This is a genomic window from Devosia sp. UYZn731 (assembly GCF_040546795.1).
Classification (GTDB): Bacteria; Pseudomonadota; Alphaproteobacteria; order Rhizobiales; family Devosiaceae; genus Devosia.
Genome location: NZ_JBEPOL010000009.1, coordinates 41,147 through 55,690, shown reverse-complemented (window position 1 = coordinate 55,690; position 14,544 = coordinate 41,147). Strand labels below are relative to the sequence as shown.

Below are 14,544 nucleotides of genomic sequence, written 5' to 3'. Positions count from 1 at the left end.
CGGGTTCCATAGATGGCCGGCTCAACAGGATGTAACGGTGCCGCAGCGCAGAAGTTTCAAACAACTTCGCTACCGGCGTACGGCCAGCTCAGACGTGTCCGCCACAGTGGATGCGGTCCCCTCATGGAGAACAAAGACAATGACAAAAATAATTTCGCGTGGGTTCGAAACTAAAAAGGCTGTACTCGTCAAACTGGCGGGATTTGCGCTGCTGTCAACCACTATCCTGACTGGACATAGCTTTGCAGCCGAGGATGCTGCCGGCTATATCTACACAACGCTGAATGGCACTGATACCAACAGTGTGGTGGCGTTCGATCGCGACGCCGATGGCTCGCTCAAGAACGAGAGGGCCTTTTCCACCGAGTCCAAGGGCGGCGCCGATCCGACCGCTGGCGGCGACGCCGCCGGCGACTTCGACGCGCAAGGCGGCATAGAAATTGTTGGCGACTACCTGCTTAACGTGAATGCCGGCGGCAACACCGTTTCGGTATTCAACCTCGATCGCACCACGGGCGATCTGACGCTAAAGGGCAATGTGCCATCCGGTGGCGCCCGCCCGGTTAGCATTGCCGTCGAGCCAAAATCGGAAGGCAGCACCGTTTATTGGGTCGTTGTCGCCAATCAAATGGGCAATCCGAACATACAGAAAGGCGGCAAGGGAGAAGACCCTATCGAGTACTATCCCAACAAGGAATTCTTCGCCGCTGGCGGCGACATTTCCAAAGTCTCGCCCGACCGCAACATTGCGCTGATGTCGTTTGACTCCTTGACTGGCGATCTGACGATGAACAGCGTGCTCGAAACGTTCGACGGCATGAATGGCGGACCCGACAACGTCGAGTTCAGCCCTGATGGAACCAAGCTCGCACTCGCCACCTGGGGCGTAGCCCACTTTGCCACCGCCATGCCAACCGAACAGCGCCCTAGCCGCGTGTATTTTTATGACTTTGATGTGGCCACCGGCAAAGTTGACGGCGAACGGCATTTTGAAGAAACCGGCATTGCCGGCTCGATCGGCTTTAGCTGGTCAGCTGATAGCGACAGCGTTTACGTGTCCAATTTTAATCTCACACCCGACACGCTCGACAACAGCCTGACTGTCCTGACCGATGACGGCAAAAGCATCACCAAGACAGCCAATTTCGGCACCGGCGATGATGCCAATGGCGGCGCCGACGAAGCTTGCTGGACCGTGCTGAGCCCCGACGGCAAGAAGCTCTACGTTGCCAGCTTCACCGGCAACATCATTTCGGAATTCAATGTTTCATCCTCGGGCGACGTGTCCATTGAAGGCCCTGGCCCGGTGACCGCTTTTGCGCACCGCGCCGACACCACTCCGGCCGGCGACACCAAGGACTTGTACATCTCCCCCGATGGCAAGAGCCTTTATGTCAATGGCTCGTACCAGTCGTTTACCGTGTCGCAGTTCAATGCCGAGTCCGGCAAGCTGACACTGGTCGACGAAACCCGCGTCGAGGCTGCGGCCGACACGTTCAAGGGCGCCTACAACTTTCTGGGGCTCACAGGGTTCTCGAAGTAATTCTCCGTAAATTATTGAGCCGTCGCGCTAATCGTGCGGCGGTTGATTTCGTTCTGCCGGGTTTTGCCCGAAAACGTACGGTGCCGGAGCCTGACAGAGAAGTGAACAACTGCAGACTTTCTACAGCGCTAAGGTAACACGCCGCTGTTTTTGCGGCATAACCCCAGATCGGAGCATAAAATGCGCCTCAACTATTTTGTTAGTGCCGTGTGTATTGCTGCCTTGGCCATTGGCCCGGCTTTCGCTGCCGAGACGGCAATGACGCCCGGCATGATGGCCCCCAATATGATGATGGCGACGACGCCCGACGGCCACATGGGTTCGATGATGATGACGGACGACGCGATGACCAGCAAGATGATGGGCATGGCCACGCCTGTTACGGGCTGCATGATGATGATGACCGACAAGGACGGCAAAATGTCCATGGTCGATACCTCGTCAGCTGACGCCATGGCGGAATGCAACAAGCTGGCGATGACGCCGGCGGCAATGCCCGCCGATGACAATATGGCCACGCCTGCCATGATGGCGCCGAACATGGCGATGGCAATGATGCCGGACGGGCATATGGGCTCAATGATGGTCACCGATCCGGCCATGGCCGACACGATGATGGGCATGGCCAAACCAGCCCCTGGTTGCATGATGATGATGAGCGACAAGGACGGCAAGATGTCGATGATCGACACTTCGTCCGCTGACGCTATGGCAGAGTGCAATAAGTTGGCGATGACCCCGCCGGCGATGTAACCACCCACTCCCCAGGAGGCCGCTGCGGTGTGGCGGCCTCCTGGAAATCGGCACCGCTCCAGTCACAGTCGCCGCTTTGAGGTCGATCCCGGCCCCCGACGCCTTTAGTGCGTTGCGACGTTGTTATCGGCGCCGTTCTGCAGTTGCCAAGGAGTATGTCATGAGCGAAAAAACGCCATAGCCCCCAAGCCTCGCAAAGATATGCCTTCGGTAAATCTCAAGGAAGCCGAGTTTAAGAGCCGGTTTCTAAGCCAGTACATCGACCCGGCATTCGATAGCCTCAAGGTCTCGCTGGGCGCGATCGCGGATGCTGCGTGGGATGGCTATATCAATGCGCGCAAGTCGCCACTGACGCACAAGGCGGGTACTGGTTACAGCGACCCTGATTGCGATCTTGCCGATGACTGGATTGCCGCTAAGGCAGCAGTCGATAAGGCGCAGCGCCTCTACGAAATCAAGAAACGGCGCCCCCGCGTCCTGGTGGTCAATTCCGCCTCGCGCAGTGAGCACACTTGCCCGGGCGAAACCTCGAAGTCGTTCCGGCTGGCCAAGATTGCCTCCAAGGTTTTCGACGCGGCCGACATCGACGTTGAGTTGCTAGACCTGTCGCGAACTTCGTCCGAATATGGACGCAGCATCCATCCCTGCAAAACCTGTTTTTCGACGGCTGCGACGCTCTGCCATTTCCCATGCTCCTGCTATCCCAACTATTCGCTCGGCCAGACGCAGGACTGGATGAACGAAATTTATCCGATGTGGGTAAAGGCAGACGCCGTTTTCATCGTCTCTCCGGTCAACTGGTATCAGGTCACCTCGCCGCTCAAGGCCATGATGGACCGAATGGTTTGCGCCGATGGCGGCAATTCCGACCCGACCTCGACCCACGGCAGGACGCTGAAATAGCCAAGCAACTTGAGCTCGATGGGTGGGATTATCCGCAATATCTGAAAGGCCGGCTGTTTTCGGTCGTGGTGCACGGTGACGTCGAAGGCGCCGAAAATGTGCGCCGCTCGATCAGTGCATGGCTCAGCTTCATGGGTCTGGAGACTGCCGGCAACAAGGCCGAGGTTGACCGCTACATCGGCTACTGGGAACGCTACGCCACCAGCCACAAAGCCCTGGATATGGACAAGGCCATACAGGGCGAAGTGAAAAATGCCGCCGAAACGCTGGTCGAAGCTATAGAGGCGAAGCGGGAAGGCAGATGGACCTCGGCTGGCGCCGATCTGAAGCGACCACGGCAGAAGTAGCTAGACGAAGCTGAAGGACGAGCGGCGTCGCAGGAAATAAGTAGCTTGGCTAGGCTAACTGTCGTTGCACAATCGAAGTTACGCGCGGCGCAAAAGCCTTGAATAGCGCACAAGGCTCGACTTTGCCCGCCCTGCCTTTGCGCGGCCTTCCTGCCCCGCTTAGACGGCCCGCGTCTTGGGCTTATCGCGCCGGCGCTTGGCCAGCGTCTCGTTGCCCTACTTCGTCGGCGCACCGTCAAAGGCGATTATGGTCGGTTTCATCAGGCTCTCCTTCTGCGATATGCCCATTAGGCACGACCAGCGCTCCTTGCTGCATACTGCCGCAGCATATGGCCACTGGCAAAGTTGGTCGTGCCCAGCACCTTCAATTGCAATGCCTTGGGAAGCTCGATGAATAAGGGCTTACCGCCGCCATATGCCACCGGGGCGGTAATCAGCGCGAACTCATCGATAAGATCGGCGCGGATCAGCGCCTGCGCGAAGCGCGCCCCGCCCCATGCGATGATCTCGCCTCCGCGCCGTTTCCGCAAGGCTGCGATTTCGGTGGCGAGTTCGCCGGTGGCGATAGTGCTTTCCGGCCAGTCCGCCTTCTTCAGGGTTTTGGAAAAGACGACCTTAGGGATGTCGTTCATCGGTGCCGCATAGGGGTCCTTGGACTTTGGCCAGAAAGTCTTCATCCCATCATAGGTCACACGGCCCATGATGTACGTTCCTGCGCGCGAGATGCGATCAAGCTTCCATTTCTTAAGTTCTGCTGGCTCGGCCATCATTTGGATATCGATATCCGCATCCTTCGGTGCAACGACATAGCCATCGATCGATACGTTCATAATCAGGGTCACTTTCCGCATGTCATCTCCTTCAAATGTTTCTGCGCCTGTCCCTTGGGAGTAATGGTAAACATGGTGATAGCGCGCATCATTTCTGCTCCACCGGTTGCTTGCCTATGCAAAGCCGTCAAGGCTGATGATGAGGTCGCAAACGAGTTCAGTCATGTTCCTTCTGCACGTGCTTTAGTCCGGAAAACAACGATCAGGGGGATATCGATCCCGAATTTTGTGACGAACAAACATTGTGTGGCGCATAAATCTTGATTTTTGCACCGTATCGCCAATCCCAATAAACCTTGCGGGGGTGTGTCGTTCGTTGTGTATAATGCGAGGTCCAAGCTGACGATTCAAAGGGGAGCGTTATGCCCAACGCTGTAGTTCATTTTGAAATTATCGGAAGTCATCCCGAAAGCCTCCGATCATTCTACAATCGACTTTTTGGCTGGGAATACGATCTTTCCGGCAAAGTTTCCGATACCGTTTCAGAGCCTGAAAATTATGGATTCATCTCTCCCCTCTCAGACATCGGCGTTGCTGGTGGTGTTGGAGGAGGCGAAGCTTTTTCCCCACAGACATTGTTTTATGTCGGTGTGGAAAATGTCGAGGAAGCTTTGGCATTAGCGGAACAGCTTGGCGGAAACCGTATCATTGGGCCGACCAGCAATCCCGCCGGAACCTTGGTTATTGGACGCTTTAAGGACCCAGAAGGGAACCTGATTGGCGTCGCAGGAAATGAGTAGCCTGCCCAAGCTAACTGTCGCTCGACAATGAAGTTACGCGTGGTGCAAAGCCTTGAATTGTGCGAAAGGGCCCGGCTTTACCCGCCCCGGCCTTCTCGCCCCACTTAGACGGCCCGCATTGCCTCAAGCTGTTGGAGACAGCGAAGCATTTTCTCCTACAGCGATGACGTTATGGTTTTTAGGGAGTCTGTGTCATATGTTAATGATTGCTCTCAGACAGACCGATCCAAGGCGTCTCCTAGCCTTTAGTGCGGATCATCCCTAACGACATTTAGCGTCAATTTTCCTCAGGCGGCGACCGAGGTAGGAATAACATGCGACTGTCGGCCTTTATCCGCGGAAACTCCCAAGCAATCATTGCTGAGTGGGAGAGTTTCGCTCGCTCGTTGGTTCCAGCTGCCGATGGCATGACCCCACTTTCACTGCGTAACCATATTAGCTTCATCCTCGACTTCATCGCGGACGATATTGACACCGTCCAGACTGACACCGAGCAGGTGGATAAATCGCGCGGCAAGAAGCCTAAGTCACCGATGGACAGCGTTGCCGAGATTCACGCAGCCCTACGCCAAGCAGGCGGCTTCAATCTCGATCAAATGGTGTCTGAATATCGCGCCCTTCGCGCCAGCGTAACCAAGTTATGGGGCGCTCAGGATTTGGAACCGACGCGTCAGAGTATGGCAGATCTAGTTCGGTTCAACGAGGCCATCGATCAAGCAACGACGGAATCGATCAGCTACTACTCAAAAAAGGTAGAACACTCCCGCGATCTGTTTTTAGCGGTCTTGGGGCATGATCTTCGCAATCCTATTGGCGCGATGATGATGTCAGCCGAGCTGATCGCAAAAATAGAGTCGCTGACTGAGCGCCAAAAGATGTTCATAGCGCAGGTTAGCCTAAGCGGCGCGCGGGCGATTGAAATAATTGATCAGCTTGTAGATGTTACGCGGGCTCGGCTTGGCTCAGGCATGAAGGTCATCCGTGAGCAGATGGATATGGCCTTCGTGTGTCGCCAACTGGTTCAGGAGATGCGGAGCCTTCATCCAAGCCGAACGTTCTTGATCAAGAGCTCGGGCGACACCATAGGCTTATGGGACAGACCTCGCATTGGACAGGTGTTTTCAAATCTGCTTGGTAACGCTGTCCAGTATGGTTTTACCGACTTGCCCATCGACATCACAGTCAGCGGCGAGGCAGATGCTGTTTCACTCTCCGTCCATAATCAAGGCATCCCGATACCCAAAGATACGATCGTTGGAATCTTCGAGGCCATGGTCCGAGGCGAAGACGAAGGCAGCGGCACCACAAACCTTGGTTTGGGACTTTATATTACAAAAGAAATTGTCTCGGCCCACGGCGGAACCATCAAGGTTAGTTCGTCTGAAAAAGACGGCACCAGATTCACCGCTATCTTCCCCCGGTCCATCGATGCGTCGGTCGGTGGGGGAGATTTCGCTCAATCACCTGATAGTCTTCAGAAGCGGTAGGCCGTCACCAATAAGCGTCAATATTTGAAACCGCGTCTCTAATTCTGAAACATCCGACTGACTTATGGGGATGTGTCTCTCTGCACCTAAGGCGCGCTATGCTTGGGTCGGCAAGGTAGGTTTGGGACTGTATATCGCTCACCAGATCGTAGCGGCCCGCGGTGGCGAGCTCAGCGTCGCATGCGATGAGAAAGAGACGCGGTTTACTTTAAGCATGCCACTTTTGATTGTTGCCTATTCGGATGGCATTGTTTTACCGTTAATGATCATCGCGTGACTTTATGCGGTCGCATTGCCTGATCTTGGGGAGGGCAGCCATGGGGTCGATAGCTGCCTTTGGCCAGCAGTCTGACAAAGGGCTGTTATCTCTCTTTCCCGATCCAAAAGCGGCCCCCGGCGACCGGCCCCGATCCAGAAGTTCACTGTTGGGACAAAGAGCGCCGCGCGGGCTGGCGTTGCAGAGACCGCGCTTTTCAAAAGCGCGATCGCATTTCCAGTATTTTGGTCGCAATCATGCCAACCGTCAATCCGGCCAAGGCGCCGATGATCTTAGCTATGGCGTCTATCTCTCGTCCGTGGCGATCAAAGCTAAAAGTCTGTAGGACCTCCCGTCCTACTGCGCTGAGCAGCACCAACACCGTGACCGCCACGATGTGGCGGGGATAAGCAAGAACGAAGACGAGGCCCACGCCAAAAAACGCTGCAGCCCGCTCGATCTGCACCGGATAGCCGCTAATCGGACGGAGGCCAAGTGGCCCTAGTGTGGCAAACACAATCGCTGACAGAAGCAGCCAAGCGAGAATTCGAAATGCAGTGTGCGTCATGATTTTGTCATAGAACATTCAGCGCCGACAAAAAGCGTCTGGAATGCTGGATGGTTAGCCCGGATTGTCAAACCCCGGCGGCGGCCGAGCCCTCTGGTCTTATGGTTCCACCGATGGCATCGACAATATCCGGGGTTGAACAAACAAGTCTCCCGGCTGAGCGAAGTCAGTTTCTGGGCTACCCTTTGGGCCTGTAGCGAGTTGGCGGTGAGATCCCGGCTGACGCCTTAACCTTGATGGCCGAGACTTTCGCGCTGCATCGAGGCTCGGTGCTACTTTTGAGTCCGTCTAGTTGAACGGTGGGGCTGATAGTGAAGCTATATTCAGTTCAGTACATGCGCGGACTGGCGGCGGTGCTGGTCGTCGTCGCTCATGCCGCAGACCATCCATTGCCTCAGTCAAGTCAGCTGCTGGAAAATCTCGGCGAGCTGGGGGTGACGCTGTTCTTCGTCATAAGCGGCTTCATCATGGTGGCCATAACGGGAACCGGCTCATTCTCGCCTGGCCGGTTTCTCAAACGCCGCGCCGCCCGTGTGGTGCCGATGTACTGGCTATTTACGACCATCGCCGCCTTGCTGGCCTTGGTCATGCCGTCCCTGTTCAAGAGCACGGTTTTCACATGGCCGCACTACTTTGAATCCTTGTTGTTCATCCCTCATGAAGCGCCAGGACGCGGTGGCTATAGCCCGCTACTGAGCTTGGGATGGACCCTAAACTATGAAATCTTCTTTTACTTGGCATTCGCCGCCTGCGCGGCCCTCAGTTCCCGGTGGCGGGTCGTTGTGCTCACCGCAATTTTTGCTGCGCTGAGCACATTCGGCCTGATCGTACAGCCGCAGAACCTGGTGTTGAGTTTTTACGCAAACGTATCGCTTCTGGCTTTTTGCGCAGGCGGATGGATCGGACAATTGTTCATCGAGCGGCGCTTGGAGAAGGTGCCCAAGTTTTTCGCTCAATTGCTGGTGGTTACCGGCGTCAGTGCCCTTGTCTTCGGACTCACCACCGATGGTGCCGTGACCTTCGTTGCCCTGCTGGTAGCCTCAGCGTGCCTGCTAATGGCAGGTGTCCGGTTTGACGCTCAAACTCGGAAGGTCAGGCCGCTGGAGATGCTCGGCGACGCATCCTATTCAACTTACCTCGTCCATATGTTCGTGGTGGGAGTCGCGGTTGCGCTTGCCTCGCGTCTGCTGCCGATCGAGGGGATGTTGAAGTATGACCTCACCATTGCGACGGCGATCATTGGAGCACTTCTGGCCGGGCTGCTTGTCCACCAGTTTATTGAAAGGCCGATCCTGCGGCTCTTCTCCCCGAGGGTCGCAGGCTTGCCAAGCGACGGCATCGTCCGGCGCCAATCAAGGCTGCGGCGGCTTAGTGTCTGAGAAGGGATTAATCCTCGCGCATCCGCGGACAAGCTGCTCGACGGAGGGATGAACCAGGCAAAATAGGCAGCCTCAGTACTGGTAACCAGATCGCAGGGCAGCCTGTCCATTGCGCGTCTGCCGAAGCACTACGCGAATCGTCTCGCTCTCGCTTGAATATAGGGCGCCATACAGCCAAGCCTGATGGCTACGCCAGGCGAATTGGCACCGCCTGGCAGTCAGGTAATTGTGTCGGGGTGCGACGGGGGCTGCACACGACATCGCCTAGAAGTGGAAGTTGGCCCCGACCTTGCTTCATGTTCGATGGTTTTCGCGAGTGAGGTCTTGTCCGAACCGGGAAGACCACAAATGGAGTAAAGTGTGGGCATTCAGATCTCTGATTTTGGCTGGGCCAGTTGAATTTCGCCCCGCGTGAATGCGGGACGGCGCTTCGCCCAATGCCGCTGCGGGCGGCCAATCAGAGGTGTGTGGTCATGCTCAATCTCGTAGGACCGCTCGCGTGAGAGATCAAGGCGATGGGATCGATCCGCGCGTCACACGCCAGGCTTCCGACTGCTGTGGGTGTTTCCGAAAAAAGCGGACTGTCCGCTTCCCACGCCGTTGTCGATTTGAGCCGGCCAGCCGGAAGGGCAGGTTTTGAGAAATCGAAATCCTCTCCTCAACGGCTTATATGGGGTCGGAACCCGCCATCGGCGTGCAGCTGGAAGAGCGGCAGCTATCGCCTGTTCCAGGTCCAAAAGCCGTCATTCGCCTATCGGCACCGCTGCCCGTCCGCCGCGCGCCAATGCCTGCTATTGCGCAGGCCCGAGCATGGGAAACGGCTCACGACCTCGCGCGGGACTTGAGCCAGCGATCGAAGGCCACAGCCAGGATCAGAATGAGCCCGATGACAATACTCTGGGTGTAAGACGATACATTGTTGAACTGGAGCCCGTTCTGCAGCACGCCGATCAGCGCTGCACCCACCACCGTGCCGCCGACACTTCCTATCCCGCCGAACAGCGAGGTGCCGCCGATAACCACGGCGGAGATCACCGTCAGCTCGTACCCCATCCCCGCAACGGCCTCGGCCGAATTCAAGCGGGCCGCCAATACGAACGCTGCCAACCCGGCGAAAAAACCGACGATGACATAGACCGAGATCAGGATGCGATCGACACGCAGTCCGGACAGACGTGCGGCCTCGGCATTGCCGCCGACCGCATAGACCGAGCGACCATAGCGCGTGTACCGCAGCACCAAGTGGCACAACGCCGCGGCGATAGCGAAGATGATAACCGGAACTGGGACCGGGCCGATCAGGCCCGTACCGAACCAGCGCATCGAAGTGTCAAAACCCGAAATCGGACCGCCACTCGATACCGTCAACGTGAGCCCGCGAAAAATCGTCAGCCCGCCCAAGGTGACCACGAATGGCGGCACCTTGAGCCGCGTGATTGCCAGGCCCTGCACGCCACCACAAAGGGCGCCGACCACGACTGCAGCGATGAGTGCTGCAAACCAGCCGAAGCCAGACGATCCCGATGCCGACAGCGACATCGAATTGGCGGTGCCGCCCTTAGCGACGACCGCCGCGATCATGCCGCAGAACGCCAGCAGCGAGCCGACGCTGAGGTCGATACCCGCAGTGAGGATCACGAAGGTCATGCCCAGCGCGATCAGGCCAGTAATGGAAATCTGCCGCATGATGTTGAACACGTTGATCGGGTCGATGAAACTTGGCTTCATGGCGGTGAACACAATCATCAGCGCCAGCAGGAACATCAGCGGCCCGAAGCGCTTGGCGATGGCGAAACCGTTCGGCCCACTGCGCCCGGCCGGCTCTGTTGTGCTGCTCATTGCCGGTTCCCCCGCCGCTGCTCGAGCGCCATCCGCGCCATCAGTTTTTCCTCGGTCGCATCGACCGCCATCATGCTGCCATTCACCCGGCCCTGCCGCATGGTGACGATCCGGTCGCTCACCGCCAGGATTTCCGAAAGTTCGGAGGAAATCACTATCACCGCAATGCCGCGCGCGGCCAACTGCACCAAGATCTGATGCACCTCGGCCTTGGCGCCGACGTCCACCCCGCGGGTCGGCTCGTCGACGATTAGCACCTTGGGGTCGCGCGCCAGCCAGCGCGCCAGGATAACCTTTTGCTGGTTGCCACCAGACAGGCCATCGATCTGCTGGTCGGGCGAAGCCATGCGGATCGACAGCATCTTTTTGTATTCAGCCAGCGCGGTCCGCTCTCGCCGCTGCGCCATGATGCCCATGCCACTGGAATGGGCCCTAAGCGTCGCCACGGAGAAGTTCTGCAGAATTCCCAGCATGGGAAAAATCGCCTGATGCTTGCGGTCTTCCGGCACCAGCCCGATCCCGAGTGCGATGGCATCAGCTGGCGAGCTTGGCGCAATGGCCTTTCCGTCGAGCGTAATGGTCCCCGCCGCAATCCTGTCGGCCCCGAATATCGCCCGTGCCAGTTCCGTCCGCCCCGAGCCCACCAAGCCTGCCACGCCAAGAATCTCGCCGGCCTTGAGATCGAGGTCGACGCCCTGCAGCACGATGGCGTGCGGTGCGTCTGGATCGCGGACGGTATGCAAACCCCGCACCGTCAGCCGCACGGCGCCGGCGATACCCCTCTGGGCCGGCCGGGCATAGAGTTCGGACGCCGCTCGTCCCACCATCTTTTCGATAATCCGGGGCAACTGGATCGGGCCGCCCTCACGCACCAGATGGCCCGCCAGACGCCCATCGCGCAGCACGGTCACGCGGTCGCAGATTGTGGAGGCTTCCTCCAGCCGATGGGTGACGAACATGATCGCCACGCCCTCCCCGCGCAGCCGGTTCATGATGGCAAGCAATTGGTTGACCTCTGTCTCGGTCAGCGCCGAAGTGGGCTCATCCATGATGATCAGCCTACTCTCGAGCGACAACGCCCGAGCGATTTCAACCAATTGCTGCTCCGCCACCGAGAGCGCCGAAACCGGAGTGTCCGGATCGATGGTCAGCCCGACCCGGGCAATGATACTGCGCGTTTCCTGCCGCATCCGGCGCCAGTCAATGATGCGAAACGCACCCACCGGCGCGCGGCCGATGAAGATGTTCTCGGCCACAGACAGCGTCGGGATCAGGCTGAGTTCTTGGTAGATCGTCACGATCCCGGCGCGCTTGGCCGCCTCGGGACTGGCCGGCATGTAGTCCTGCCCGCCAAAGGCGATCCGGCCGCTGGAAGCGGGTTGGGCGCCCGAAAGGATCTTGAGCAGCGTCGATTTGCCCGCCCCGTTCTCGCCAAGAAGGCCGAGGATTTCACCCGCCCGCACTTCGAGCGATACGTTGTTGAGCGCCGTGACACCGGCGAATTCCTTGGAGACGCCAACCACTTCGAGCAGCGGCGCTAGCGATGGTGACACGGCGAGGGCTGCCATCGGCCCCTCCTGTTGGTCTGGAGCAAGGTCCGGCCGGGAACTCTTGGGAGCCCGGCCGGCAAACCGATTTTAGCCGGCTTCGCCGATGCGTTCGGCCTTGTCCAGATTGTCCTTGGAGATGACGATCGGGGTCAGCAGAACCAATGTTTCGGTCGGCTTGGTGCCGTCCTTGGCGAAGGCGACCGCGATCTTGACCGCTTGGCGCGATTGCTCGCCCGGGAACTGCTCGACCGTGCCAGCAAGACCGCCGTCACGCACCGATGCCAAGGCCTCCGGCAACGCGTCGAAGCCATAGATCTTCACGTCGGCAAAACCACGGGCCGCGCAGGCCTCGAGCGCACCGAGCGCCATATCGTCATTGGCGCAGATGATCGCGTCGGGCTTGCCATTTGCGGCAAGGCCAGCTTCCGTCACGGCCAGTCCCTGGTCGCGGGCGAAATTGGCGGTCTGCTCGAACACGATCTTGTACTTGTCGGCCATGCCGTCGAGAATGTTGTGCACGCCCTTGTTACGGTCGATCGCCGGGCCGGCACCGGGCTGACCCTGCAGATGGAATAGGGTGGCGCCATTCGGGAAAGCGTCGACCATAGCCTGCGCCTCGGCCTCGCCGCCTTTAACGTTGTCGGCACCCACATGGGCAAGAATGCCCTCTACGCCGTCGACCCGACGGTCGATGGTCACGACTGGTACGCCAGCCTGGATCGCCTGTTCAATGGCAGGAGCCAGCGCGTTGACGTCAAGCGGCGAGATAACGATCGCGTTGACCTTCTGTACGATCGCGGACTCGATATCGGCGGTCTGCTTGGGCGCGGAATTCTGCCCGTCGCTCTCGATGATATTAACGCCCTGCGTGGCGGCCTCAGCTTTTATTTGGTTGAGCATGTGCACGAAGAATGGAAAGCCCAGATTGGGTACCGATCCAAGTATCGTCAACTTGTCCTGCGCGAAGGCAGGAGCAGCAACGGCGAGCGCACCAAGCGCCACCGAAGACATTAGAAAACTGCGTCTGTCCATGGGTTTCCTCCCGTTAAGGGTCGTCAGCGGGCATCTTTGTGACCGTCCGGCACCAAAGCGTATGTTGTGCTTCCCGCTGGAGCAAGGGCCAAAGATGTAACGAAGCTCACCGTGAGGGAAACCAGATAAACCGACGTCAGCTTCTCACCTGACGAGTCAGCGCCTTGACGGAACATGCCCACTGGTTTTCGAACCACCGCGGGGTTTGCCGGATTCTGTTGTACCTAGCATAGCGCGTGGGACGCGACATCGACCCTGCTGCGCGGCCCCTCGCCGAGCTAATCCAAGGGATTCTGAGCCGAAGTTCGAGGGGGCCAATTGCGTCGGTGCGGCATTCAAAAACGCGGAATACTCTAGGCATCGACAACTGGTCTCAAATTGATCGGGTTGCCGACCAAGTTGGGGACGACGGTCGGCGGCCAATCATCAGTCGAGGGTGTGGACTGGTGATGGTGCGTAAATCGGTTTGCCAATTCTTGGTTCCGAGTATGTTGGCACAGAAAGACCCCGGCATTGTGCATGGCCGGGGTCAGAACTCTTTGGAGATGCCGCGGGGGCAAACCCGCGAGAGATTAACGCGGGTTAACGAAATCGGTTCCTACCATCGTCCTGCACGAACGTCAAAGTATGTTGGGTCATGTCTTGAGCCAACTGCCATGGCCGGCTGAGCTGGAACTCACTAGCTTCCGGAGAAAAAATCGAAAACCGAAAGCCAGCTTGAGCCATCTCGCTGGCCTCGGTCAAATTCAGTTCGGGCTTTCGGGGATCGCGCCCGGCGGCCGGGACGGTAAAGCTTGGCATGTCGGCACCTGCGATCGCTGCGAGAGTCGCGTCGGCCTCTGCTCAGAACAGACGCTTGGCCACCTGTAGGGCGTCGTGAACTTCGTTGCCGTATGCGGTGAGTTTATATGTTGGAGCGCCAGGACGGTGCTGATCACTCACCTCAAGCACGCCGCGCGCGACAAGCTTGTTAAGTGTGCGCTGTCCGACGTCCGGCATATTGTCCAGGAACTCGGCGATGAAACCGCACTTAGTGATTGCCTTGCGCTGCGGTCGGTTGAATTCAAAGACGTTGATTCTATTCACTGGCGCACCCCTACCGCCAGTAGCAACTGAAATTCGGCGTTCCACAACCGGCAAACAGGGTCGATTAACTCAGCCGGTCGGCGTTTCGTGCGGGTGTGGTCGCCTAGCGCCGTCGCGGGCGAGGCTTCATAACCTTCCTAGGCTTGAACTCGTCGCCCATGTCGTCGGCATCAGCTCGGTAGTCTAAGTCGGCATATGGGTCAATTTTGGGTGCGGTCAAAATGGGCATTG

General features: G+C 58.1%; 11 protein-coding genes and 1 pseudogene. 6 read left to right on the top strand and 6 right to left on the bottom strand.

Annotated features, from left to right (window positions below; all coding sequences use genetic code 11):
* The first annotated feature begins 139 nt into the window (after positions 1–139).
* The 3 genes and pseudogenes from ABIB57_RS21095 to ABIB57_RS21085 all read left to right on the top strand — a co-directional run bounded on the left by ABIB57_RS21095 (position 140) and on the right by ABIB57_RS21085 (position 3,546).
* A complete protein-coding gene (locus tag ABIB57_RS21095) occupies positions 140–1,543 on the top strand; it encodes a beta-propeller fold lactonase family protein (protein ID WP_354043219.1) in 1,404 nt (467 codons plus the stop codon).
* Between the two features lie 180 nt (positions 1,544–1,723).
* A complete protein-coding gene (locus tag ABIB57_RS21090; RefSeq protein WP_354043218.1) occupies positions 1,724–2,296 on the top strand; it encodes a hypothetical protein in 573 nt (190 codons plus the stop codon).
* Between the two features lie 201 nt (positions 2,297–2,497).
* Positions 2,498–3,546, top strand: a pseudogene (locus ABIB57_RS21085) (flavodoxin family protein).
* Positions 3,547–3,833: 287 nt separating this feature from the next.
* Here the strand turns inward: ABIB57_RS21085 and ABIB57_RS21080 are convergent.
* On the bottom strand, positions 3,834–4,397 hold the full coding sequence (locus tag ABIB57_RS21080) for a dihydrofolate reductase family protein (protein ID WP_354043217.1): 564 nt from the start codon (positions 4,395–4,397) through the stop codon (positions 3,834–3,836).
* A gap of 341 nt (positions 4,398–4,738) precedes the next feature.
* Between ABIB57_RS21080 and ABIB57_RS21075 the strand changes: the two genes are divergently transcribed.
* Both ABIB57_RS21075 and ABIB57_RS21070 read left to right on the top strand, forming a co-directional pair.
* On the top strand, positions 4,739–5,116 hold the full coding sequence (locus ABIB57_RS21075; RefSeq protein WP_354043216.1) for a VOC family protein: 378 nt from the start codon (positions 4,739–4,741) through the stop codon (positions 5,114–5,116).
* Positions 5,117–5,430: 314 nt separating this feature from the next.
* Positions 5,431–6,603, top strand: a complete 1,173-nt coding sequence (locus tag ABIB57_RS21070; protein ID WP_354043215.1) for a sensor histidine kinase — start codon at positions 5,431–5,433, stop codon at positions 6,601–6,603.
* 473 nt (positions 6,604–7,076) lie between these two features.
* Here the strand turns inward: ABIB57_RS21070 and ABIB57_RS21065 are convergent, their stop codons facing one another.
* On the bottom strand, positions 7,077–7,445 hold the full coding sequence (locus tag ABIB57_RS21065) for a VanZ family protein (RefSeq protein WP_354043214.1): 369 nt from the start codon (positions 7,443–7,445) through the stop codon (positions 7,077–7,079).
* A gap of 293 nt (positions 7,446–7,738) precedes the next feature.
* Between ABIB57_RS21065 and ABIB57_RS21060 the strand changes: the two genes are divergently transcribed.
* A complete protein-coding gene (locus tag ABIB57_RS21060) occupies positions 7,739–8,806 on the top strand; it encodes an acyltransferase family protein (RefSeq protein WP_354043213.1) in 1,068 nt (355 codons plus the stop codon).
* Positions 8,807–9,628: 822 nt separating this feature from the next.
* Here the strand turns inward: ABIB57_RS21060 and ABIB57_RS21050 are convergent.
* The 4 genes from ABIB57_RS21050 to ABIB57_RS21035 all read right to left on the bottom strand — a co-directional run bounded on the left by ABIB57_RS21050 (position 9,629) and on the right by ABIB57_RS21035 (position 14,313).
* Positions 9,629–10,645, bottom strand: coding sequence for an ABC transporter permease (locus tag ABIB57_RS21050; protein ID WP_354043212.1), 1,017 nt, complete (start codon positions 10,643–10,645; stop codon positions 9,629–9,631).
* Positions 10,642–12,213, bottom strand: coding sequence for a sugar ABC transporter ATP-binding protein (locus ABIB57_RS21045; RefSeq protein WP_354043211.1), 1,572 nt, complete (start codon positions 12,211–12,213; stop codon positions 10,642–10,644). Before ABIB57_RS21045 ends, ABIB57_RS21050 begins: the two co-directional genes overlap by 4 nt.
* Before the next feature lie 69 nt (positions 12,214–12,282).
* Positions 12,283–13,227, bottom strand: a complete 945-nt coding sequence (locus ABIB57_RS21040; RefSeq protein WP_354043210.1) for a substrate-binding domain-containing protein — start codon at positions 13,225–13,227, stop codon at positions 12,283–12,285.
* An 843-nt stretch (positions 13,228–14,070) separates the two neighbouring features.
* Positions 14,071–14,313, bottom strand: a complete 243-nt coding sequence (locus ABIB57_RS21035; protein WP_354043209.1) for a hypothetical protein — start codon at positions 14,311–14,313, stop codon at positions 14,071–14,073.
* Positions 14,314–14,544 lie beyond the last annotated feature (231 nt).

Bases quoted from the DNA above. Each gene is read 5' to 3' on its own strand.
- ABIB57_RS21095 (WP_354043219.1), top strand. From the start codon at position 140: ATGACAAAAATAATTTCGCGTGGGTTCGAAACTAAAAAGGCTGTACTC.
- ABIB57_RS21090 (WP_354043218.1), top strand. From the start codon at position 1,724: ATGCGCCTCAACTATTTTGTTAGTGCCGTGTGTATTGCTGCCTTGGCC.
- ABIB57_RS21080 (WP_354043217.1), bottom strand. From the start codon at position 4,397: ATGCGGAAAGTGACCCTGATTATGAACGTATCGATCGATGGCTATGTC.
- ABIB57_RS21075 (WP_354043216.1), top strand. From the start codon at position 4,739: ATGCCCAACGCTGTAGTTCATTTTGAAATTATCGGAAGTCATCCCGAA.
- ABIB57_RS21070 (WP_354043215.1), top strand. From the start codon at position 5,431: ATGCGACTGTCGGCCTTTATCCGCGGAAACTCCCAAGCAATCATTGCT.
- ABIB57_RS21065 (WP_354043214.1), bottom strand. From the start codon at position 7,445: ATGTTCTATGACAAAATCATGACGCACACTGCATTTCGAATTCTCGCT.
- ABIB57_RS21050 (WP_354043212.1), bottom strand. From the start codon at position 10,645: ATGAGCAGCACAACAGAGCCGGCCGGGCGCAGTGGGCCGAACGGTTTC.
- ABIB57_RS21045 (WP_354043211.1), bottom strand. From the start codon at position 12,213: ATGGCAGCCCTCGCCGTGTCACCATCGCTAGCGCCGCTGCTCGAAGTG.
- ABIB57_RS21040 (WP_354043210.1), bottom strand. From the start codon at position 13,227: ATGGACAGACGCAGTTTTCTAATGTCTTCGGTGGCGCTTGGTGCGCTC.